This window comes from Rhodococcus sp. S3 (assembly GCF_058211795.1).
In genome coordinates this window covers 98,994-121,357 of record NZ_CM177074.1, presented here as the reverse complement: position 1 = coordinate 121,357, position 22,364 = coordinate 98,994, and the positions used below count along the sequence as shown (strand labels likewise).

20 protein-coding genes are annotated in these 22,364 nt (G+C 68.1%); 13 read left to right on the top strand and 7 right to left on the bottom strand.

Features of this window, described 5'->3' with window-relative positions:
• Positions 1–152: 152 nt before the first annotated feature.
• Positions 153–926, top strand: coding sequence for a DUF427 domain-containing protein (locus AC0LPE_RS00550; protein WP_016695392.1), 774 nt, complete (start codon positions 153–155; stop codon positions 924–926).
• Positions 923–2,344: a DHA2 family efflux MFS transporter permease subunit gene (locus AC0LPE_RS00545; RefSeq protein WP_490605423.1), complete on the top strand. Its 1,422-nt coding sequence runs from the start codon at positions 923–925 to the stop codon at positions 2,342–2,344. The genes AC0LPE_RS00550 and AC0LPE_RS00545 overlap by 4 nt, the downstream gene beginning before the upstream one ends.
• Positions 2,345–2,351: 7 nt before the next feature.
• On the opposite strand, the gene AC0LPE_RS00540 is transcribed toward AC0LPE_RS00545, so the two are convergent.
• Both AC0LPE_RS00540 and AC0LPE_RS00535 read right to left on the bottom strand, forming a co-directional pair.
• Positions 2,352–4,838, bottom strand: coding sequence for a bifunctional lysylphosphatidylglycerol flippase/synthetase MprF (locus AC0LPE_RS00540; RefSeq protein ID WP_490606398.1), 2,487 nt, complete (start codon positions 4,836–4,838; stop codon positions 2,352–2,354).
• A 20-nt stretch (positions 4,839–4,858) separates the two neighbouring features.
• The gene (locus AC0LPE_RS00535; RefSeq protein ID WP_490605422.1) at positions 4,859–6,178 is read right to left on the bottom strand and encodes an alpha/beta hydrolase; all 1,320 of its coding nucleotides are present in this window, start codon (positions 6,176–6,178) and stop codon (positions 4,859–4,861) included.
• Positions 6,179–6,285: 107 nt separating this feature from the next.
• Here AC0LPE_RS00535 and AC0LPE_RS00530 point away from each other — a divergent pair, with 107 nt between their 5' ends.
• On the top strand, positions 6,286–6,936 hold the full coding sequence (locus AC0LPE_RS00530; RefSeq protein ID WP_490605421.1) for a TetR/AcrR family transcriptional regulator: 651 nt from the start codon (positions 6,286–6,288) through the stop codon (positions 6,934–6,936).
• Entirely contained in the window at positions 6,933–8,498 is a 1,566-nt protein-coding gene (locus AC0LPE_RS00525) for an MDR family MFS transporter (protein ID WP_490605420.1), read from the top strand. The genes AC0LPE_RS00530 and AC0LPE_RS00525 overlap by 4 nt, the downstream gene beginning before the upstream one ends.
• On the opposite strand, the gene AC0LPE_RS00520 is transcribed toward AC0LPE_RS00525, so the two are convergent.
• Together AC0LPE_RS00520 and AC0LPE_RS00515 are read right to left on the bottom strand one after the other, a co-directional pair.
• Positions 8,467–10,020 (bottom strand): succinic semialdehyde dehydrogenase, encoded by a 1,554-nt coding sequence (locus AC0LPE_RS00520; protein ID WP_490605419.1) that lies wholly within the window; start codon positions 10,018–10,020, stop codon positions 8,467–8,469. The genes AC0LPE_RS00525 and AC0LPE_RS00520 overlap by 32 nt on opposite strands.
• 66 nt (positions 10,021–10,086) lie before the next feature.
• The gene (locus AC0LPE_RS00515) at positions 10,087–10,818 is read right to left on the bottom strand and encodes a GAF and ANTAR domain-containing protein (protein WP_490605418.1); all 732 of its coding nucleotides are present in this window, start codon (positions 10,816–10,818) and stop codon (positions 10,087–10,089) included.
• 133 nt (positions 10,819–10,951) lie between these two features.
• Here AC0LPE_RS00515 and AC0LPE_RS00510 point away from each other — a divergent pair, with 133 nt between their 5' ends.
• From AC0LPE_RS00510 to AC0LPE_RS00500, 3 genes are all read left to right on the top strand, one after another.
• Positions 10,952–12,349 (top strand): adenylate/guanylate cyclase domain-containing protein, encoded by a 1,398-nt coding sequence (locus tag AC0LPE_RS00510; protein ID WP_490605417.1) that lies wholly within the window; start codon positions 10,952–10,954, stop codon positions 12,347–12,349.
• Positions 12,350–12,548: 199 nt separating this feature from the next.
• Positions 12,549–13,388 (top strand): MBL fold metallo-hydrolase, encoded by an 840-nt coding sequence (locus AC0LPE_RS00505; protein WP_490605416.1) that lies wholly within the window; start codon positions 12,549–12,551, stop codon positions 13,386–13,388.
• Positions 13,271–13,693: an MBL fold metallo-hydrolase gene (locus tag AC0LPE_RS00500; protein WP_490605415.1), complete on the top strand. Its 423-nt coding sequence runs from the start codon at positions 13,271–13,273 to the stop codon at positions 13,691–13,693. The genes AC0LPE_RS00505 and AC0LPE_RS00500 overlap by 118 nt, the downstream gene beginning before the upstream one ends.
• A 34-nt stretch (positions 13,694–13,727) precedes the next feature.
• On the opposite strand, the gene AC0LPE_RS00495 is transcribed toward AC0LPE_RS00500, so the two are convergent.
• Entirely contained in the window at positions 13,728–14,354 is a 627-nt protein-coding gene (locus tag AC0LPE_RS00495) for an SRPBCC family protein (RefSeq protein ID WP_016695040.1), read from the bottom strand.
• Positions 14,351–14,734: an ArsR/SmtB family transcription factor gene (locus AC0LPE_RS00490; RefSeq protein WP_016695037.1), complete on the bottom strand. Its 384-nt coding sequence runs from the start codon at positions 14,732–14,734 to the stop codon at positions 14,351–14,353. Before AC0LPE_RS00490 ends, AC0LPE_RS00495 begins: the two co-directional genes overlap by 4 nt.
• A gap of 66 nt (positions 14,735–14,800) precedes the next feature.
• Between AC0LPE_RS00490 and AC0LPE_RS00485 the strand changes: the two genes are divergently transcribed.
• From AC0LPE_RS00485 to rraA, 3 genes are read left to right on the top strand one after another with little or no spacing between them, the layout of a single operon-like run.
• Positions 14,801–16,645 (top strand): AMP-dependent synthetase/ligase, encoded by a 1,845-nt coding sequence (locus AC0LPE_RS00485; RefSeq protein WP_490605414.1) that lies wholly within the window; start codon positions 14,801–14,803, stop codon positions 16,643–16,645.
• Between the two features lie 18 nt (positions 16,646–16,663).
• A complete protein-coding gene (locus tag AC0LPE_RS00480) occupies positions 16,664–17,047 on the top strand; it encodes a DUF5313 family protein (protein WP_026003270.1) in 384 nt (127 codons plus the stop codon).
• A 47-nt stretch (positions 17,048–17,094) separates the two neighbouring features.
• Positions 17,095–17,583 (top strand): ribonuclease E activity regulator RraA, encoded by a 489-nt coding sequence (gene rraA / locus AC0LPE_RS00475; RefSeq protein WP_016934073.1) that lies wholly within the window; start codon positions 17,095–17,097, stop codon positions 17,581–17,583.
• A 24-nt stretch (positions 17,584–17,607) separates the two neighbouring features.
• Here rraA and AC0LPE_RS00470 read toward each other — a convergent pair whose 3' ends face one another.
• Positions 17,608–17,829 carry an RNA-binding S4 domain-containing protein gene (locus tag AC0LPE_RS00470; protein WP_064064212.1) on the bottom strand — a complete coding sequence of 74 codons (222 nt, stop codon included), beginning with the start codon at positions 17,827–17,829 and terminating at the stop codon, positions 17,608–17,610.
• Between the two features lie 28 nt (positions 17,830–17,857).
• Between AC0LPE_RS00470 and AC0LPE_RS00465 the strand changes: the two genes are divergently transcribed.
• The 3 genes from AC0LPE_RS00465 (at position 17,858) to AC0LPE_RS00455 (ending at position 22,320) form a co-directional block, all read left to right on the top strand.
• Complete coding sequence (locus AC0LPE_RS00465; protein ID WP_490605413.1) at positions 17,858–19,213, top strand: cryptochrome/photolyase family protein; 1,356 nt, start codon at positions 17,858–17,860, stop codon at positions 19,211–19,213.
• 282 nt (positions 19,214–19,495) lie between these two features.
• A complete protein-coding gene (locus AC0LPE_RS00460; protein WP_106200862.1) occupies positions 19,496–20,860 on the top strand; it encodes a TIGR01777 family oxidoreductase in 1,365 nt (454 codons plus the stop codon).
• A complete protein-coding gene (locus tag AC0LPE_RS00455; RefSeq protein ID WP_160876586.1) occupies positions 20,857–22,320 on the top strand; it encodes a DUF2867 domain-containing protein in 1,464 nt (487 codons plus the stop codon). The genes AC0LPE_RS00460 and AC0LPE_RS00455 overlap by 4 nt, the downstream gene beginning before the upstream one ends.
• The last annotated feature ends 44 nt before the right edge of the window (positions 22,321–22,364 follow it).

Sequence of the window (22,364 nt, the reverse complement as noted above, 5' to 3'; positions counted from 1 at the left end):
CGAGCCGCGTGGGCGTGCGTAGTGGATCGTGTCGGTCGGTTCGGGTGACGGCCCTCACGCCGTCTCTCCCCGTATTCGGAGCCGGTCGTCGAGCGGATGGGTCGGGTCCGAGGATTCGTCCCGTCCCTGGACGGGCGCGATACGGTCGAGGTATGGCTGCCCGCAAGACCGCTGTGCTCCGACGGCCGTCGGAGACCGACGACTACCTCTACGAACCCGTCGATCGCAGGATCAGAGGTGAGTGGTTCGGCCGGACGGTCGTCGACAGCACCCGAGCGGTGCTGGTGTGGGCGCCCGGCAAGCCCGTCCCGTTCTATGCCTTCCCCCGCGAGGACGTCCGGCTCGACCTGATCTCGGCGTCCCTGTCGCCGAGCCGCTCCCGGCAGGACGTGTGGCAGTGGTACGACATCGTCGTCGGCGACCATCGGGCCTATTCACCGGTCTGCCAGCTCGACGTCGACGGGCTCGACGACCGTCTCGTCTTCCAGTGGTTCCGGTGGGGCGAGACCGGTCCGGGCGACGACGTCGACGAGGGCGAACGGTGGTTCGAGGAGGAGACCGAAGTGTTCACCCATCCGCGCGACCCCTATCACCGCGTCGACGCCCTGCGCAGCTCCCGGCACGTGCGGGTGGCCATCGGCGACGTCGTGGTCGCCGAGACCCGCAACCCCGTGCTCGTGTTCGAGACCGGCCTCCCGACCCGCTACTACCTGCCGCCCGAGGACGTCGACTTCTCGGTGCTCGAGGAATCCGAGTGGCGGACGAGCTGCCCCTACAAGGGCGTCGCCCGGTACTGGTCGTTCTCCGGCACGCCGCCGGCCGAGAACGTCGCATGGTCGTATCCCGAGCCGTTCCCCGGCATGGAGTACATCGAGGGATACGTGTGCTTCTACGACGACGCCGCGGAGATCACGGTCGAGGAGTGAGTGCGTCGGCTGCGGGACGCAGCGCTGCCCCGATCCCCGAGCCGCGGGCCTGGCGTGCGCTGGCGGCCCTGTGCGTGGGGCTGTTCATCACCCTGCTCGACCAGTCGCTCGTCGCGGTGTCGCTGCCGCGCATCCGCGAGGATCTGGACGCGAGCATCAATCAGGTGGTGTGGGTGTCGGCGGCCTATCTGCTGACCTTCGCGGTGCCGCTGCTGGTCACCGGTCGTCTCGGTGACCGCTTCGGTCAGCGCAACGTCTACCTGGTGGGCATGGCGATCTTCACGGCCGCGGCCTTTGCGTGCTCGATGGCTCCGACGATCGAGTGGCTGATCGCGCTGCGTGCGGTGCAGGGGCTCGGCGGGTCGCTGATCAACCCGCAACCGTTGAGCATCATCCACCGGATCTTCGCGCACGACCGGCGCGGTGCCGCCACCGGCGTGTGGAGCGCGGTGGCCAGTTCGGCGGGTCTGTTCGGTCCCGTCCTCGGTGGGGTGCTCGTCGGTACCGGCGGGTGGCGGTGGGTCTTCTTCGTCTACATCCCGCTGGGCCTGATCTCTCTGGTGATGGTCGCGCGGTACGTGCCGAGATTGCCGACCGGGGCGCGTCGCATCGACGTGCTGAGCGCCGTCGTCTCGCTGGTCGCGGTCACAGGCGTGATCTTCTCCCTGCAGCAGGGTCCCGATCTCGGCTGGACCGTGTGGGTGTGGGTCGTCCTCGGTATCGGGATCGTGGCGTTCGGGATGTTCGTGCGCCTGCAGCGGACCGCGACGGCCCGCGGCACCGAGGCGCTGGCCCCGCTCGGGTTGTTCACCCGCCGCAACTTCACCCTCGGAGTGACCGCCGTGGCGACGCTGGGTTTCACGGTCTACGCCGTGAACCTGCCGATCATGCTCTACCTGCAGGTGGGTCAGGGACTGTCCGCGCAGGTCGCAGGTCTGATGCTGGTACCGATGGGCGTGATCTCGGTGATCATGGCGCCCTTGATCGGACGGGTCACCGACCGGGTCGCGCCGGGCCGGATCTCCCGGATCGGTTTCTCCGCGATGATCGCGGCGATGCTGTCGTTCGGTGTGGCGATGCATCTCGAGGCCACCGTCGGCTGGCTCCTGATCCCGATCGTGCTGCTCGGTTTCGCGAACTCGTTGTGCTGGGCCCCGAACTCGACGATCGCGTTGCGCGACCTGCCCGGTGACCTCGTAGGCGCAGGTTCGGGTGTGTACAACACCGCCCGGCAGGTCGGTGCGGTACTCGGTGCGGCCGCCCTCGGCGCGGTGATGCAGATGGGTGAGGGGACGCTCGGCTTCGGTGCCGCGATGGGCAATGCGGTGCTGCTCCCGGTGGTCTTCCTCCTGGTGGGACTGGTGGCGGTCTCCCGTTTCCGGGAGAGTTCCACCGTCACCAGCGCAATGGGTGCGTGAGCAACCGTCATCGGCGCAACAGGTGCGTGACCAGGCGTCCGCCTTCCTCCAGGGACATGTGGGGAAGATAGGCACGACCGACCGCGATCCCGATGGTCGGCAGCGCCGCCGGGTCCGGGAACACCATGTACAGCGGGCGGTAACGGGGTTGGAACTTCGCCTTGAACGCCAGCAGCGAGCGGAATCCGTATACCGGTTCGAGCGTGCGGCCGAGCAGATCGAGCAGGGCGTCGAGGGCTCCTCGGTCGAGTCCGGACCCACTGTCCACACTCGCGAGGGGTGCCCCCGACAAGCTCAGGAATTCGAGGCCCTCGTCGGCGGCGGACCGTGCCGCGGACGCGATGAGGAATTCCATGGCCGGCCGGAATCCGTCCGAACGTCGTCGCATGAAGTCCAGCGTCAGCCCGACCACCTTCCCGTCCCGGTGGACGGGCATCCACGACGTGATCGCATGGACGTGGTCGTTCGCGTCGACCGCGAGCAGCAACCGGACTTCGGGATCGCGCAGTTCGGCGAGTCCTCCGAGCGTGAACCCCATCTCGGGCAGTCCCTTGTCGGCCACCCATTCCTCGGAGATGTCGACGATCTGCTCGGTCACCGACAGTGGCGCGGCGGCGAAGGTCGTCCATCTCGCTTCGATCCCGTCCTTGGCAGCACGGTTGAGCGCGGTGCGGACGTCCTGGAACTTCTTGCCCTTGAAGGCGAGGTCCGCGAGATCGACGACGGTCTCCTCACCCACCTGCAGACAGGTCCAACCGTGGTCCCGGGCGATCGCCGCCGTCTCCTCGCCCACCGAGTACAGGCAGGGTGTCCATCCGTTGCCGAGGCAGTACGCCGCGAACTCGTCGATCGCCTCGGTCATCGAGGCACGCTCACCGATCGGATCCGTCGCCGTCAGGGCGACACCCGAGTGGACCCGATACGCCACGGCGTGCCTGCCGTCGGCGCCGAACCAGTACCGATTCCCCGCCCAGGTGGTCATCCACGACATCGATCCGCCGCCCGGGTCGTGCAGGAGTTCTCGCACCCTTTGCTCGTCGCCGAGGTCGACCCCGGCAGGGGGCACGAGGAAGCTGCGCCACAGGAGCACGCAGAAGGCGATCCAGACGATCACGCCGATCCACTCGAACAACAGGGTGGCGGCGGTGTCGAGGGGCATCACGGGAGGCTCGAAGAGCTGGAGGTAGACCGGCGGAAGGAGCCGGCGCGGTGCGTCGCGGAGCAAGGTGCCGATGCCGGGATCACGATCGAACCCGTCCGCCACCAGCGTGCCCACCACCACGTACGTCACGAGCGCGATGCCGGCGGCGGACGCGGTTCCGGCCCAGACCCGGCGATAGGTTCCCCGCGGTGCACGGACATCGAAGAGGGTGCGGGTCAGCAGCAACAGGGCGAGCACGGAGACCAGCGCGAGGAGTGGCGCGAGTTCCATGGATACGGAGCTGTGCCGGTGGATTCCGTACAGCAGGGAGCGGGTCTCGTCCTGTTCGGTCACGCGGACGATCGTGCTCGCGGCGGCCACGACGATCAGCACGATGTGTCCTCCGACCGAGAGGAACCATGCTGCCCGCCGCCCTCGACGCAGCCCTTCGGCACCGATCAGCAGCAGTATCGACGGCATGAGATTCGCGACGAGCGGACCTGCACCGGAGAGTCGAAGGGCCTGTTGCCCTTTCCTGCACTCGTCGTGCAGCGCGGGATCGGCACACACCTCGACGAGTTCTCGCGGGGTGTAGGGAACCTGCTCGAACAGCTCGCGTAGCGCGGACAGCGGTCCGATCGAGTGCGGGGAGAGCGCCGCGAAGATCGGGCCGAGCACGCTCGCTGCGACCACGAGCGCGACGAGCGTGCGGCGTTCCCGGATGGTGCCGCCGAGCACAGGACGGCGCACACCGCGTCCGAACAGGAGCGGGCCGGCGAGCAACCCGGCCAGCGCGACGGTCACCCTGTTCACGTCCTGCAGGTGTCCGGCGAACAAGGCTGCGGTCACCAGGAACACCAGCAGGAGTGTCCGGATGCGGCGACGCCACAGAGTGCCCATCGCGGTGGTGGAGGCGAGCAGGACGCCGAGCACCCACGCCAGCGGGTCCTCGGTGAGGTGGGTGTGCAGCTCCCTGCCCCACAGGTTCGGCACCAGGGAGGCGACCTGAGCCACGAGCAATGCGAGTGCCGCACCCAGGCCCTGTGAGACGAGCGCGGCGAGCATGAACCTGCGACTGCCGATGCGACGTTCGACCGGCACCGCGACGGCGAGGATCGCAATGCTTCCGAGCACATACTCACCGGGACCGGAGGCGAACAACCCTGAAGTCCACAGTGTCCACAGGTGGCCGTCGGTGATATTCGGGATCCCGAGCGACATCTCGGATGCCGTTGCGTGCGACGGCCCGCTCCTCACAGAACCGGTGACGACCGCCAGGAGCCAGATCAGCACGAGCAGTCCGCACGAGACGGGCGCCCGGAGCACCGCCGCCCCTGTGCGGGACATCAGCATCCCCGCCCCTGTGCGGCGCATCAGTTGCCGAGCCCGAGTCGTTGTGCGAGCCATGGCAACTCCTTCTCGAGCCCTGCGGACCACAGGGCGAAGCTGTGTGTGCCCGGCAGTTCGGTGAGGTGGACGTCCATCCCCGCGCTCCGAGCCGCCGAAGCGAGTTGTTCCACCCCGGCACGGTATTCGGAATCGTCGAGTCCCACCACGAAAGCACCGGCGGAATCGGGATACCGATTGCGTGCGAGCAGGTCGGCAGGATTGTTGCGCGCGAATGCTTCCGCATCACCACCGAGCACGTCCCGGATCGTCGACGCCCGGTCACCGATGGTCGGCTCGGCCTGCCCCGACATGTCCAGGAAGGTCGGGTAGACGTCCGGCCGGGTGGTCGCGAGTTGCAGTGCGCACGTTCCGCCGTACGAGAGTCCGCCCACGGCCAGTGCCCGTGGGTCGTCGTCGACCTGCAGGTCGTCCCGTACCCACGCCGGAACGTCGACGGCCAGATAGGTCGCCACGTTGCCGAGATGCGAGTCGACGCACAAGGGGTTGTCGAACTGGCCTCCGGTGCCGTCCGCGAGCACGACGACCGGCGCCAGGCCGTGATGCTGCGCGGCATAGGCGTCCATGGTGGACGGGAGATGTCCGCCCACGAGCCAGTCCTCCGGACTGCCGGGCTGTCCGGCGAGCAGTACCAGCACCGGCAGTTCCGGTCGTGGAGCCGACAAGTAGGCCGGCGGGAGATAGACGCGGGCTTCCCGCGCCCGGAATCCGGAGACCGTTCCGGGAATCGTCACAGAGGTGACCGCCCCGGTCGCAGGCAGGTCGTCCGGCGCCGACCAGTCCTCCACCGGCACGGTCCGCGATGCTCGGAGAGAGGGGTCGTCGAAGGGGACGGTCCGGTAGTCGCTGATTCCGAGAACAGCCCGAACGGTGGGATAGGCGTCGTAGACCGCGTCGATCCGGCCCGCGGCGGAGATCACGACGAGTACCGCCGACACCACGAGTGCCGTCGCGACGAGTGGGCGGGCCCGGTCGCGACGTCGCACGAACCATCGTCCGATCAGCAGCGAGACGGCGAGCAGGGCCACTGCCACCCATCCGTACACCGCCCACGGCAGACGATCCGGGAACGGCTTCCAGACCTTCTCGACCAGGAGGGCGGCCACTGCCGTCAGGCCGAGGGCGACCGTCACGGCGACGGGCACTCCCCGTACGAACCACGCCCGGTAGCGGCGGACGAGCAACACGATCAGCCCGATGACGGCGAGGATCGCGAACACCACGGTCGCCGTCGGGGTGGTCAGCGGTATCCCCAGCACCCCGTTCGCCATCCCGGTCGCGGACATGGCGATCAGTATGCGCGACCCTGCAGGAAGAACCGATGAGAGAATGCCACTCTCATACTAAAGAACATAATTTACGATTGCGAGAATTTGCGCTACGGTAAAACTTCATGACTGCAGCTGCGGCGGACGACGTCCGCACCATGACGCTCTCCCACCGCGAACGCAAACGCGTGCGCACGTGGACGGCGATCCACCTGGCCGCCGCCGAAGCCGCAGCACGCCACACCCGCCTGTCCGACATCACCGTCGAGACCATCGCAGAACAAGCGGAGGTTTCTCCACGCACCTTCTTCAACTACTTCCGGTCGAAGGAGGACGCCGTGCTCGGCCTGTCCTCCCCCGTCATCGACGACGCCATCGCCGACGGTTTCGACTTCGCACCGGGCGACGATCTCGTCGAGAAGGTCGCCTTCCTGCTCCTCGCGGTCTTCCGCACGGCAGCGAGCCGACGCGAGATCGGCTACGACGAGTACATCGCGCTCATGGACCGCCATCCCGAACTCGCGCGCAGACGCTTCCAGCACATCGACGACGTCGAGGCCGTTGTCGCCGAGCTCGTCACCGCCCGTCTCGCGGACGGCGGACCGACGCCCGGGAACACCGTGCACGACACCGCCGCCATGATCGTCACCGTCGCCGGTGCCCTCATGCGCTCCGCGTTGCGCCCGCTGCTCACCGCCCCCGGGAAGACGGAGGCCGACGCCGACTCGGTCCTGCGTCGCACCTGCCTGTTGTTCCGGGAGGTCACGCGACCGTGACCGACCCACTCCGAGACGAGATCGAAAGAGCCACGCCGGCACCGGAACAGAGCGCCCCGCGGGTCACCTTGGTCTTCGCCGGCCTCATGCTCGCCATGCTGGCCGCGTCGCTCAACCAGACCGTCCTGAATCCCGCACTGCCGACCATCGTCGGCGAACTCCACGGCGTGGACCGGATGCTCTGGGTCATCACCGCCTACATCCTCGCGTCGACGATCACGATGCCCGCCTACGGCAAACTCGGGGATCTCTTCGGACGAAAACCGCTCCTGCTCACCGCGTTGACGATCTTCGTCGTCGGATCGACGATCGGCGCTCGCGCCGGGGACATCACGTGGCTCATCGTCGGCCGGGCCGTCCAGGGCGCCGGTGGCGGCGGCCTGATGGTGCTGTCGCAGGCCACGATCGCCGATGTGATCCCCGCTCGTCAGCGCGGGAAGTATCTCGGCATCATGAGCAGCGTCTTCGCCCTGTCGTCGGTGGCCGGTCCGTTGCTCGGCGGATGGTTCACCGAGGGTCCCGGCTGGCGGTGGGTGTTCTGGATGAACGTGCCGCTCGGTGCTGTCGCCGTCGTCGCGGCGCTGGTCTTCCTGCGCCTGCCCCGCGTCTCCGGTTCGGGCCGGCGGATCGACGTGCTCGGCACGGCCGTGCTGTCCATCGTCACGACGCTTCTCGTGCTCGTCGCGACCTGGGGCGGTTCACGCTATCCGTGGTCGTCGCCGGTCGTGATCGTGCTGATCGCCGCTACGGCGGCCGGTGTGGTGCTGTTCGTCGCGGTGGAACGACGTGCCGCCGAACCCGTAATCGGCCTGCACCTGTTCCGCGACCGCAACTTCGATCTCGTCACCTCAGCCGGATTCGTCATGAGCGTCGCACTGTTCGGCGTGGCCGCCTACATGCCCACCTACCTCCAGATGGTCGCGGGCGTGAGCGCCACCGCCGCCGGTCTGCTGATGCTCCCCATGATGGGGACGTTGTTCCTGACGTCGACGCTCGCGGGACGGTACGTCACGAGAACCGGCCGCTACAAAAGGATCCCGATCATCGGGTCGGTCTTCGTCACGGCCGGTCCGGTGCTCCTGTCGACCCTCGGCACGGACACCCCGATCTGGGTGCTGGGCTGCTGGTTCGCCGTGCTCGGCATCGGATTCGGCACGTCCATGCAGCTTCTCGTGCTGGTCGTGCAGAATTCCTTCCCCGTCGAGGAGGTCGGCGCCGCGACGGCGGGCAACAACTACTTCCGGCAGATCGGCGCGACCCTCGGTTCCGCCGTCGTCGGCAGTGTCTTCGCCGCGCGCCTGGCCGGTGGACTGTCGGGAACCGGCATCGACAATCCGGATTCGCTGACCCCCGGCGCGGTCCGGGCACTACCCGACGCGCTCCGGCAACCGGTTCTCGAGGCGTACAACGACGCGCTCGTGCCGATCTACCTGTACATCGCGCCACTCGTGGTGGTCGCGGGGGTCCTGCTGTGCCTCGTCGTCGAGAAGCCCCTCGCGACCACCATCGTGCGGAAGAACGATCCGGCCCCTAACGACCCGGCAGCCACTGCATCGACTTGACGAAGGGGGCGAGCATCTTCGCCCACACCCGCCGCGGAAGTCCGCGCGGGCCGTCGAGATTGAGCAGGCGCGTCGTCGCGATCGTCTGCGCCTCGGTGTACTTGTACAGGCCCTCCGCGCCGTGGCGGCGTCCCATGCCGGAGATGCCCATACCGCCCATCGGCGCGTCGGTGCTGCCCCACGCCGGAGCGTATCCCTCGTCGACGTTCACCGTGCCGGCACGCACCCGCGCGGCAATGGCCTCACCCTGCGCCTTCGTCGCGCCCCACACCGACGCGTTGAGTCCGTACTCGGTGTCGTTGGCCTCGCGGATCGCCTCCTCGACGTTCTCCACCGGATAGATCGACACCACCGGGCCGAACGTCTCGTTCCGGTAGCACTCGGCGTCCTCGGGCACGTCGGTGAGCACGGTGGGTTCGAAGAACAGCGGGCCGAGATCGGGCCGGGCCTTGCCGCCCGCAACGACGGTCGCGCCCTTGGCGACGGCGTCCTCGATGTGCCGGGTCACCGTCTCGACCTGGCTCTCGCTGATGAGGCAGCCCATCTCGGTGCCGAAGTCGTAGTCGGGACCGAGCGACATCTCGCGCACCCGCGCCCCGAACATCCGGATGAACTCGGGGGCGATCGACTTCTCGACGTAGATCCGCTCGATCGAGATGCACAGCTGCCCGGAGTTCGAGAAGCAGGCCCGCACCGCGGCGTTCGTGACCTCGCGCAGGTTCACCCCGGAGGTGACGATCATGGGGTTCTTGCCGCCGAGTTCGGCGGAGAACCCGATGAGGCGCCGGCCGGCCTGCTCGGCGAGCAGACGTCCCGTCTCCGACGAACCCGTGAACATCAGGTAATCGGTGTTCTCGACGATCGCGGTGCCCACCACGGTGCCGGGACCGGTGACCACGGCGAAGATGTCGCGGGGAACACCGGCCTCGTAGAGGAGTTCGACGACGGCGAGCGCGCAGTAGGGCGTCTGACTGTCGGGCTTGAGCACCACACTGTTACCGGCGAGCAGGGCGGGGATCGCATCCGAGACCGCCAGCGTCATCGGGTAGTTCCACGGCGCGATCACGCCGACGACACCCTTGGGATGGTGCAGGACGGTGGTCTTCGTCAGGCCCGGCAACATGCCCGTGGCCTTGCGGGGACGCAGCAGCTTCGGTGCGACGCGCGCGTAGAACCGCGCGGTCATCGAGATGTCGAGCACCTCCTCCTGCGCAGAGACGCGGGACTTGCCGGTCTCGGCCTGCGCCATGTCCATGAGCTGCTCGCGCCGGGAGAGCACGAGTTCGCGGTAGCGGTGCATGATCGCGGCACGCTTCTCCACGGGCAGCTTCGCCCACGCCACCTGCGCGGTGCGGGCCCGGTCGATCGCGGCCTTCGTGTCCTCGGCCGTGCCGACCGGCACGCTGGCCAGTTCCCATCCGGTGAACGCCTCGACGACGGGGCGGGTGGTCCGCTCGGCGGCGTCGGGGATCGCGATGAGGTCGGCAAGACGCTGGAAGGTCGCAGCGCTCGGAGCTGGCATGATGCACCCCTACCGGTGAGTAGTACTTGCGGTTTCACCAAACCTACCCGGGTGGGATGTGCGCTGTCACACAGACGAGGAGTCGAGTCCGGTCTCCCGATCGTCGTGCCGCTCGGGCCCTGCCCGGACGATTCCCTGGGCTACCTCGGCGAGGGGGACGTTGCTGTCCTGCGAGAGCCTGCGCAGAAGTTCGAAGGCCGCGACGGCGTCGATGCCGAAACGTTCCATGATCATGCCCTTGGCCTGTCCGATGATGTCGCGGGTCGCCAGGGCGGAGGCGAACTGTCCCTGGCTGCGCGCCGCACTCATCGCCATCGCCGCGTGGGCGGCCAGGACCTCGGCGGTCGCCTCCGCGAGCGGATCGAACGCATCGGCCTCGAAGGAGAACATGTTCAGCGCACCCATGCTCTCCTGCTCGAGATACAACTGGAACGACAACGTGCTGAGTACACCCGCATCCACCGCGGCCTTCGCGAAACGCGGCCAGCGCGTCTCCGATCGAAGATCTTCCGAGCGCACCACCAGGTACTGGAAGCTCGCATCGACGCACGGACCCTCACCGAACTGCTCCTGGACGTCGTCGAGGTGTTCGGCGAGTTCCGAGGTCGCGGCGAGGGAACGGAACTGCTTGCGGCCGGTCACGATGAGGATGTCGGCGCAATCGGCCCCCTCCACCAGTTCGACCGCGGCCGCCGTCACGCCGCGCAGGGTCTCGTCGAGATCGGTGGGGTGGTAGAAACCGCGCGCGAGCTGCGCCATACGGCGTCCGATATCACCCGCTTCCGACGAACGTGTCATCGTTTCATCCCTTCTCCACAGAACTCGTCGCCCGCGGATTCGAGACCGGATTGCCCGATTCCGCGAGTTCTACACCGCCGCACTCCTCGTCGGAACACGGCCTCTTCAGTTTTTACCCCGATAGTCTGGACTGATGGATCCGCCGGTGACCCGGTATCTGCCCCGCGACGGTCACAATCTGGCCTACGGGGTGGTCGGAACGGGCCCGACCGACGTCGTGTGGTTCTTCGAGGTCCAGATGCATCTGGACCTGTTGTGGACCGATCCGTACATGCACTCGCTCTTCGAACGACTCGCCACCTATTCGCGCGCCGTCTACTTCCAGCGCCGCGGTTTCGGGCTCTCCGATCCCGTCGACCACGTGCCCACGATCGAACAGCAGGCCGAGGACGTCCTCGCCGTCATGAACGCCGAGCAGATCCGGCACGCCACCCTTGTCGGGATCCACAGCACGTGCGGCCCCCAAGTGCTCGTCGCGGCGACCTCCCCCGAACGGGTCAATGCGTTGATGCTGATCGCGCCGTACTGCGAACCGCTGCTCGACCACGACCGGCCACCGCACGGGTGGACGGAGGCCGAGATCGCCGAGTTCGTCGAGCTGTGGCGCGACGCCGTCCGGCACTGGGGTGAGGGACGCACGGTTCCGTTGACCGACGGCCACGTCGACAGTCCCTACAACCGCCGGTTGATGGCCATGCTCGAGCGGTGCTCCGCGTCGCCGAGCACGATGAGCGCGCACCTCGAGGCGAGCCTGCGGATCGACTATTCGCACGCCCTCGGCTCGGTGCAGTGCCCGACGAAGGTGGTGCTGGTCGCCGGGGGTTCGATACCGGTGGGTCCGGCGAGACATCTGGCCGATCTGGTGCCTCACGGAGAGCTCGTGATCACCCGGCCGTCACCGCGTGGCGCCGCGCTCGGCGAAGCGTGGTCGCAGGTCCAGACGATGGTCGAGGAACTCGTCCGCGGGTCCGTCCCACCCGTCGACGCCGGCCGGCGCTTCGCGGCGACCCTGTTCACCGACATCGTCGGGTCGACCAAGCTCCTCGCACGCATCGGCGACACCTCCTACCGGGCACTGCTCGCACGTCACGAACGCGACGTGCGGTTCGCCGTGACCGAAGCGGGCGGGCAGCTGGTGAGCACCGTCGGGGACGGCACCTTCAGCCTGTTCGACGGGCCCGTGGCGGCCGTGCAGTGCGCGGCGCGGATCGTCGCGGAGGCCCGCCGCCTCGGGTTCGAGGTGCGCGCCGGGGTGCACGCCGGCACCGTCGAGCCGACCGGGACGGACGTCACCGGCCTGACGGTGCACGTGGGGGCGCGCATCGGCGCGGCGGCCCGTCCCGGCGAGGTGCTCGTCTCGAGCCACGTGCGTGAGCTGGCCGGCCGCCCGTCCCTGCAGGCACCGCGGAAGCGGGTCTCGCTCAACCCCTTCGACCGCGCCGTTCTCCGGGCGGCGCGACGCACGCCGCAGGTGCTGCGTTCGGCTGCCGCACACGTGAACGCCCGGCAGCGGCGTCGCTCGGACGACTGAACACGGCCTGCTGAGCACGAACATCGAGGACCGTTCGGCCCGACCGCGCTCACCGGATCGACACCCACACACCCCACCCATATGGTCTGCGTCACATTCGATCGCGGAACGGTTCGCGGCAACGCGGCCGGAGGGGAGCGTGCACATGTGTGATGTTCTGGGACGGCTGCACACGGCCGGGGTATCCCGGCGAAAGTTGTTGGCCAGTTTCGCCGTCGGCGCGACGGCCGTGGCGGCCACCGCATGCAGTCCCGGTGCCGACACCGCTGTTGCGGCTCCGACACCCGATCGCCGGGTCGCGCCGGAGCCGTATCGAGGGCAACGGACACGCCTGGTCCTGCTCGGCACCTCGGGTGGTCCTCCCTACTGGCCCGGGAGCGAACGCGAAGGCATCTCCTCCGCCGTCGTGGTCGGAGACCGGTACTACCTCGTCGACGCCGGTCACGGTGTCATGCGACGCCTACGCGGGGCGGAACTCGGACCCAACTTCGCCACCGACCTCGACGGCCCCCTCGACGCGCTGGGCGGCATCTTCCTGACGCATCTCCATTCCGATCACGTTGTCGACCTCAACAACATCCTCACCGAGGGGATCTACAACGGACTGCAGCACGTGGAGAAGATCCCCGTCTACGGCCCGGGCAATCGCGGAGTACTTCCACCCCTGTTCGGGGAGGGCCCCGCACCGGAACCCGTGGCACCGGGCAATCCCACACCGGGCACCCGGGAGATGACCGACCTGCTCGTGCAGGCGTTCGCCACCGACTTCAACGACCGCCTGTTCGACAACCGTAAGCCCGCCCCCGACGCCTTGTGGGAGGCCTTCGACGTTCCGGTACCGGCGCAGTATCTCGCCGATCCGAACGGTAATCCCTGCCGGACATGGAACCGTTCACCTTCTTCGAGGACGACCGCGTCCGGGTGTCCGCGATCCTGGTCGACCACGCTCCCGTCTTTCCCGCTCTCGCCTACCGTTTCGACAGCGACGACGGGTCGATCGTCTTCTCCGGGGACACCGGCCCCACCCCCAATCTCGTGAAACTCGCACGGGGAGCGGACGTTCTGGTGCATGAGGTGATCGACCCCGCCTGGCCGGAATCGTTGTTCCCCGAACCCCGCACGGATGCTCAGGAAGGGCTCTACCAGCACCTCATCCAATCCCACACCCTCATTGAGGATCTCGGTCCGATCGCCCAGGAAGCCGGCGTGGGAACCTTGGTGCTCTCGCACATGGTCCCGGGCAATCGCCCCGATTCCACTTGGGAAGGATGCGGCGCCGGATTCGACGGGCGCCTGGTCATCGGCCACGACCTCGACGTGGTCGGCGTCGGAGCCCCCGCCTGACCCACGTGCGTCGGAGACGCAGCCTGAGTCCGTTCTATCCGCCCGTGTAGAACGCACTCGTCCGCTCGGCGGCGGCGCGTGCCTGTTCGGGGTCCTCGCCCGCGGCGATGTCGGCCTCGCACCAGGCCGCGCTGCTGTCGCGGACGAACTGCAGACCTTCCTCGGACATCGACCACGTCTCGAATTCCTTCGGATCCACCGCCTCTCCCGATTCGATGTGCAGGCCGAGTCCGAGAAGGGCCTGATCCCAACCGATACCGACCGCGCCGGGTCCGTACTGCTCCCAGTGCTCGTCGGGACGGGCGATGTGTGTCAGTTCCAGGCGCGCACGGTCTCCCGGTTCGGGCAGGACCGACACCTCGATCCAACTCACCTGACCCGCGAATTCCCAGGTGGCCGTGAACGTCCGGGGCGGTTCGCAGGTGAGGACCTCGCCACCGGCGTTGCCCTGGAGTTGGTACCGGCCACCGACCTCGAGGTCGCCCTCGACGGGCAGGAACCAGCGGGGGATGCGCCGGGGGTCGGTGCACGCCTCCCACAGGTCCTCGGCGCTCGTGCGGTAGCTGCGCGAGATCGTGACGACCTTGGCCTCGTGGCCCTCGACGGTGCGACGACCGACCGTGCGGCGACTCGTCTCGTTGCTCGTGATCACGTTCTTCATGAGGATTTCCTTCTCTCGTCGGAAGCAGGGAGCGCGGGCGGGACGGCGTCGCGGCTCCGCCGCTCACGCTTGCCGCGCGCGATCTCGGTCTCCAGCGCGTCCAGAGCCGCGAAGACCGGGGGATGCAGACCCGCGAGCCAGTCCTCGAGCTCGACGAGGACCGCGGGATCGAGTTCGTAGTAGCGGCGGGTGCCGTCCTTGTGGACGACGGCGAACCGCTGGTCGCGCAGGATCTTGAGATGTTGCGAGACCGCCGGCTGGGAGATCGAGAACTCCCGGCCGATCGCCGCGACGATCTCGCCGGCCGCCTGTGGACCGCCCGCGAGCAGTTCGAGAATGCGGCGGCGAACCGGATCTGCGAGGACCTCGAACCCGTGCATGGCCCCACTATATAAGTTCCTACTTATATTCGCCAGAAGGACGGTTCCGCTACCTAGACTTCGAGTATGACGACAACGACGCGCGTCTCCGAGGAAAAGGTCGACCGAGCGGTCATCGACAAACGGGCCCCCTCGGTCGCCCGCCTGTTGATCGATCGAGTGGCCGCCACACCCGACGAGGAGGCCTTCCGCTTCCCCGACGGGGCCGACGGATGGACGTCGGTCACCTGGGAACAGACCGGAGACCGGGTGCGGCTGCTCGCGGCCGGCCTGATCTCCCTGGGCATCGAATCCGAGGACCGCGTGGCCCTCGCCTCGTCCACCCGGTACGAATGGGTGCTCTCCGATCTCGCCGTCATGTGCGCGGGCGCGGCGACGACCACCGTCTACCCCACAACCCACGCCACGGATGTCGCGTTCATCGTCGCCGATTCCGGCAGCCGGATCGTCATCGCCGAGGACGCAGCGCAGGTGGAGAAGCTCGTCGGTCACCGTGGGGATCTCCCCGAGGTCATGAAGGTCGTCGTTCTCGACGGCCCCGGCGACGGCGACTGGGTGATCGGCTTCGACGAACTCGCCGAGCTGGGCCGCGGCCTGCTCGCCGAGGACTCCGGAGCAGTGCTGAACCGGATCCACAGCATCAGGGCCGAGCACCTGGCCACCCTCATCTACACCTCGGGCACCACCGGCAAGCCCAAGGGAGTGCGCCTGCCGCACTCGGCGTGGACCTACGAGGCCGCCGCCATCGACGCTCTGCACATGCTCACCTCCGACGACCTGCAGTATCTGTGGCTGCCGCTGTCGCACGTCTTCGGCAAGGTGCTGCTCACCCTCCCCCTGCAGATCGGCTTCCCCACCGCGGTGGACGGGCGCGTCGACAAGATCGTCGAGAACCTCGCGGTCGTCCGCCCGACCTTCATGGGTGCGGCCCCTCGCATCTTCGAGAAGGCCCACGCGCGCGTCGAGGGAATGATGGAGGAGGAAGGCGGCGCCAAGAAGAAGATCTTCGACTGGGCCGTGGGCGTGGGCCGGAAGGTCTCGAAGGCGAAGCAGGCCGGCAGGTCGCCCGGACTGCTCGACAAGCTGCAGCACGGCCTCGCCGACAAGCTGGTCTTCTCCACCATCCGCGAACGCTTCGGTGGTCACCTGCGGTTCTTCATCTCCGGTTCGGCGGCACTCAACCCGGACGTCGGCGAATGGTTCGACGCCGTCGGCATCCCCGTCCTCGAAGGTTACGGTCTCACCGAGACCTCGGCCGCGACGTTCGTCAACCGTCCCTACGCCAACCGCATCGGCACGGTGGGCTGGCCCGTCCCCGGCACGGAGGTCCGCATCGCAGAGGACGGCGAGGTGCTCGTCCGGGGCCCCGGTGTGATGACCGGCTACCACAACCGGCCCGACGCGACCGCGGAGTCGCTCTCCGACGACGGGTGGTTCCGCACCGGCGACATCGGCAGCCTCGACGACGAGGGCTACCTGCGCATCACCGACCGCAAGAAGGACATGTTCAAGACGTCGCAGGGCAAGTACGTCGCGCCGTCGTCGCTGGCAGCGACGTTCAAGGGCATGTGCCCCTACGCCTCGGAGATCGTCGTCTACGGCGAGGGCAAGCCCTACTGCGTGGCGCTCGTGGCCCTGGATCCGGAGTCCGTCGGTGAGTGGGCGAACAGGAACGATGCGGGCGGTTCGTTCGAGGAGATCGCGCGGCACGAGAAGACCCACGGGCTGATCTCCGGGTACATCGACGAGCTGAACCTGCAGCTCAACCGGTGGGAGCAGATCAAGAAGTTCACGATCATCGAACGCGAACTGTCGGTCGAGTCGGGCGATCTGACGCCGAGTATGAAGCTGCGCCGGAAGGTCGTCGTCGACAACTTCGCGGACAGGCTGACCGGCCTGTACGAGAGGTGACGGCCTATCCTGGATCTCATGATGAGTAGTGCACGACCGAATTTCCCGCGGCGGATCGGCTACATGTTCGGTCGCACGCTACCGCCCGAGATGCGGGAGTGGGTACGCGACGACATCCTGGGCCCCGGCGGATCACGCCGGTACCTGCTGCGATGGAATCTTCCGGCGATCCCCTTGCTCCTGCTGTTCCTGCTGATCCCGGGACCGGTGTGGATCCCGATCTCGATGATGCTGTTGCTGCTGCTGCCGTGGACGTACTTCTCGGTGGCGTTGATGCCCATCTGGCAACGGCACCGGCTCCAGCAGCACGGCCTCGACCCGGAGCTGCTCAGCGCGAAGGCACGCGCACGCGCCGACCGCGAACGAGAGGACTACGAGCGTCGTTTCGGTCGCGCGTCCTGACCGGGCCTCCCACCGTACGGGGCACCGCGTCCGCCTATCCTCACACCATGAGTGACGCCACTGCCTTCACAGCCACTGCAGACCTCGCCGACGAGATCGGCCCGGACATCCGCAGCTGCGACACGCAGTTCATCCAGTTCGGCGGCCGCACCGAGTTCGTCGGCCCCATCACCACCATCCGCTGCTTCCAGGACAACCTGCTCGTCAAGCAGACCCTTTCCGAGCCGGGCAACGGCGGCGTGCTCGTCGTCGACGGCGGCGGCAGCATCCACACCGCGCTCGTCGGCGACATCATCGCCGGTCGCGGTGTCGACAACGGCTGGGCCGGAGTCATCGTCAACGGCGCGGTCCGCGACTCCGCGATCCTGCGCACACTCGACATCGGTATCAAGGCCCTCGGCACCAACCCGCGCAAGAGCACCCAGACCGGTTCGGGCGAGAAGAACGTGCCCGTCGAGATCGGCGGCGTGACGTTCAACCCCGGCGAGATCGTCTACAGCGACTCCGACGGCGTCGTCGTCCGCGCCGAGAACTGATCGCCGGGCGCGCGGGTCACCACATCATTCGTGCGCGACCCGCGCGCTCGCACCGGCGATCTCCACCACGTCGCCCACCTTCAGCTGACGGCCGCGACGCTCCTCCACCTCACCGTTGACCGACACGAGGCCGTCGGCGATCACTTCCTTGGCTTCTGCACCCGATTCGATGAGGCTCGCGAGCTTGAGGAACTGACCGAGCCGGATCGACTCGTCACGGATCGGTACATCGAATGCGTCGGACATGGCACCCATTGTCCCCGACACTGGATCCATGGCCCGCCCCAGCATCATCTGGTTCCGTCGTGATCTCCGGCTGAACGATCTGCCCACTCTGCTCACCGCCACCGAGGCCGCCGACGAGGTCCTCGCTCTGTTCGTCCTCGACGACGCACTGCTCCGGCCCTCCGGGGCGCGTCGTCGCGACTTCCTCACAGGTTGCCTGCGAGCACTCGACCGGGATCTCGGCGGGCGCCTGCTCGTCGTCGAGGGAGACCCGGTGACACTGGTGCCGCAGGTCGCCGCCGAGTTCGATGCCACCGCGGTCCACATCAGCTCCGATCACGGCCCCTACGGCACGCGACGCGACCGGGCGGTCGCCGAGGCGCTCGGCGACGTCCCGTTGGTGGCCACCGGTTCCCCCTACGCCGTCACGCCGGGCCGCGTGACGAAACCCGACGGCACTGCATACAAGGTCTTCTCGGCCTTCCGCCGCGCCTGGAACGACCACGGATGGCACTCCCCCGCGGCGACCGGCCCGGACACCGCCGAGTGGGTGGACCCGAGCGGCTGCTCCGCACGCGTGCCGATTCCCGAGGCCGGTGACGAACCCGCACCTCCCGCCGGAGAAGCCGCCGCGCTGGAACGGTGGCGCGAATTCCTCGACGACGGTCTCGAGCGGTACGCCACCGACCGCGACCGGCCGGCCTTCGACGGCACGAGCGGCCTGTCCCCCTATCTGAAGTTCGGCTGCATCCATCCGCGGACCCTGCTGCACGACATGAGGAACCGGTCGGACGACGGGGCCGTCACCTTCCGCAGCGAACTGGCGTGGCGGGACTTCTACGCCGACGTCCTGTTCCAGCGGCCCGAGACCGCCCGGACCAACTACAACAGCGACTTCGACGCCATCACCTACGATTCCGGGCCCGACGCCGACGCCCTGTTCGCCGCGTGGTGCGAGGGCCGGACGGGATTCCCGATCGTGGACGCCGGGATGCGGCAGCTCCTCGCCGAGGGTGTCATGCACAACCGGGTGCGGATGATCGTCGCGTCGTTCCTGACGAAGGACCTGCACCTGCCGTGGTGGCGCGGGGCCCGGCATTTCATGAAGCATCTGGTGGACGGCGATCTGGCGTCCAACCAACACAATTGGCAGTGGACGGCGGGCAGCGGCACCGACGCCGCTCCCTACTTCCGGGTGTTCAATCCGACCCGGCAGGGTGAGAAGTTCGATCCGACGGGTGAATACGTGCGCAGGTGGGTACCCGAACTGCGGAGCATCGACGGCGCTCGTGTGCACAGCCTGCCCGACGGCCCTCCGGACGGATATCCGGAACCGGTCGTCGATCACGCACACGAACGTCGCGCCGCTCTGGACAGATACGAGCGGATTCGCTCGGCCCGATGAAAAAGACGGCGAAACGACCCATCCGGTCGTGGCGGTGCTCCGAACAACTTCTGGACGGACAACGTGTTCGCCGTACACCCAACGAAAGGACACCGCAGTGCGCGCTCTCGTCGAGGCAGCTTTCATGGCCATCCACACCCCGCTCGTCGATGCATACACCTTCCTGATCAGCGTCCTTCCTGCTTGAGTGGATACGGCGCCGGAGTTCGCTCCGGCGCCGTCACCACCGGGCGCTCCGGCGCCGTGACCACCGGGTGAGCACTCTGCAAACGGAGGTAGGGCATGGGCATCGAATTCTCGAGCGTCGTCGACGCACCGCGTGACGAAGTGTTCGACTGGCACTCCCGTCCCGGCGCCATCCTCCGTCTGATCCCGCCCTGGCAACCGATGAGCGTCGTCGCCGAGGCCGACTCCCTCGAATCCGGCACCGCCGTCCTCGGTCTCCCCGGCGGACTGCGCTGGATCTCCCGGCACAGACCCGACGATTACGATCCACCAGCACGTTTCGTCGACGAACTCTCACACGACGGCCTGTGGTCGCGCCCCGCCACCGTCATCGGCTCGTGGCGCCACGAACACCGCTTCGACGTCGTCGACGAATTCCGCACCCGCGTCACCGATCGCGTCGACACACCGGTACCGGGTCGTTTCCTCACCCAGACCTTCCGCTACCGGCACCGCCAGCTCGCCGACGATCTCGCGAGCCACCGCTGGTCGCACGCGCAGGGCATCCGGCCCGCGACGGTCGCGGTGACCGGATCGAGCGGGCTCGTGGGCACCGCCCTGACAGCCTTCCTGTCCACGGGTGGCTACCAGGTCGTCCGCCTGGTGCGCCGGGAACCGCGACGGTCCGACGAACGTCGCTGGGACCCGCAGGATCCGGCGCCCGATCTGCTCGAAGGCGTCGACGCCGTCGTCCATCTCGCGGGCGAGTCGATCGCGGGACGGTTCACCGACTCCCACAAGGCCGCGATCCGCGACAGCCGCATCGAACCGACACGCCGACTCGCCGAACTCGCCGCGAGGACACCCAACGGTCCCGCGACCTTCGTCTCCGCATCCGCGATCGGTCTCTACGGCTACGACCGGGGAGACACGCCACTCGACGAGAACGCATCGCATGGAACGGGTTTCCTCGCCGACGTCGTCGCCGACTGGGAGGCCGCGACGCATCCCGCGGAGAAGAAGGGCCTGCGGGTCGTGCACGTACGCACCGGCATCGTCCAGACACCCCGTGGTGGAACGCTGCAGTTGATGCGACCGCTGTTCGCGAGCGGTCTCGGAGGCCGGCTCGGCGACGGCCGGCAGTGGTTCTCCTGGATCGACATCGACGATCTCCTCGAGGTGTACCACCGCGCCCTCACCGATCCCGGGCTGGCCGGACCGGTGAACGCCGTTGCACCGCAACCGGTGCGCAACGAGGAGTACACCCGGGTCCTGGCGTCGGTGCTGCACCGTCCCGCGCTGCTGCCCGTCCCCGGTTTCGGCCCCCGTCTGTTGCTCGGCGACGAGGGTGCGCGGGAGGTCGCCCAGGCCGATCAGTTCGTCGTCCCGAAGGCGCTGATCGACGTCGGGCACCGGTTCCGGCGTCCCGATCTCGAAGCGTCGCTGCGCCACCAACTCGGCCACATCCTGGAGGAGCCGTGAGCGGAAAGCGTGTCCTGGTCACCGGAGCGACCGGCTACATCGGTGGCCGGCTCGCTCCGCGCCTGCTCGAGGCGGGTTACCGGGTACGGGTGCTCGCGCGCAGCCCCGACAAACTGCGCGACGTGCCGTGGGCCGGCGACGTCGAGATCGTCCGCGGCGACCTCGACGACGCCGAATCGCTGCGCGAGGCGTGCCGCGACATCGACGTCGTGTACTACCTGGTGCATTCGATGGGTGGCCGCGACGAGTTCGTCGACGCGGAGAAGCGAGCGGCGCAGAACGTCGCCGACGCGGCACGCGACAACGGCGTCTCCCGCATCGTGTACCTCGGTGGGCTGCACCCGGAGTCGGGTGATCTCTCACCGCACCTGTATTCACGTGCCCAGGTCGGACGCATCCTCATGGATTCCGGTGTGCCGACGCTCGTGTTGCAGGCCGGCGTCGTGATCGGTTCGGGTTCGGCGTCGTTCGAGATGATCCGGCATCTGAGCAACCGGCTCCCCGTCATGACGACCCCGCGCTGGGTGAACAACCGGATCCAGCCCATCGCGGTGCGCGACGTCCTGCACTATCTGCTCGCCGCCGCCGATGCACCCCTCTCCGGCAGCGGCACCTACGACATCGGTGGGCCCGACGTGCTGCGGTACGGCGAGATGATGCAGCAGTACTCGGAGGTCGCCGGTCTGACGAAACGCCGGATCCTCGTCCTGCCCGTCCTCACCCCGAAGCTCGCCGGCCTGTGGATCGGTCTGGTCACACCGATCCCTCCGCCCCTCGGTCGCGCGCTCCTCGAATCGCTGTCGACCGACGCGGTGATGCGCAACCACGACATCGACTCGATCATCCCCCCACCGGAATCCGGCCTCACCGGCTACCGCGACGCCGTCCGGCTCGCCCTCGGCCGTATCGAACGGGGAGAGGTCGAGACGACGTGGACGAACGCGTCCCCGGTCGGCGCACCCGCCGATCCGCTTCCGTCCGACCCGGACTGGGCCGGTGAGGTCGTCTTCACCGACGAACGGTCGCTCGAGTCGGATTCGTCTCCGGAGAAGGTGTTCGCCGTCGTCGAGAGCATCGGTGGCGAGAACGGGTGGTACTCCTTCCCGTTGGCGTGGACCATCCGGGGCTGGCTCGACCGCTTCGTCGGCGGCGTCGGTCTCGACCGGGGTCGCCGCGACCCGAAGACCCTGCACACCGGCGATGCCCTGGACTTCTGGCGCGTCGAACTGATCGAACGCCCGACGCTGCTGCGTCTGCGCGCGGAGATGCGGGCACCCGGTGGGGCGTGGCTCGAGTGGCGGGTCGAACCGCTGGAGTCGGGCCGGTCGCGTGTGCACCAGCGGGCGATCTTCTTCCCACGTGGAGTCGCCGGCCGTCTCTACTGGTACGTGCTGGTTCCCTTCCACGGCATCATCTTCCGGGGAATGCTCGAGAACATCGCAGGCACCGCCGGCCGCTAGAGTGATCCGCTACGTTCTTCGCCATCCGCCGCAGCAATTTGCCG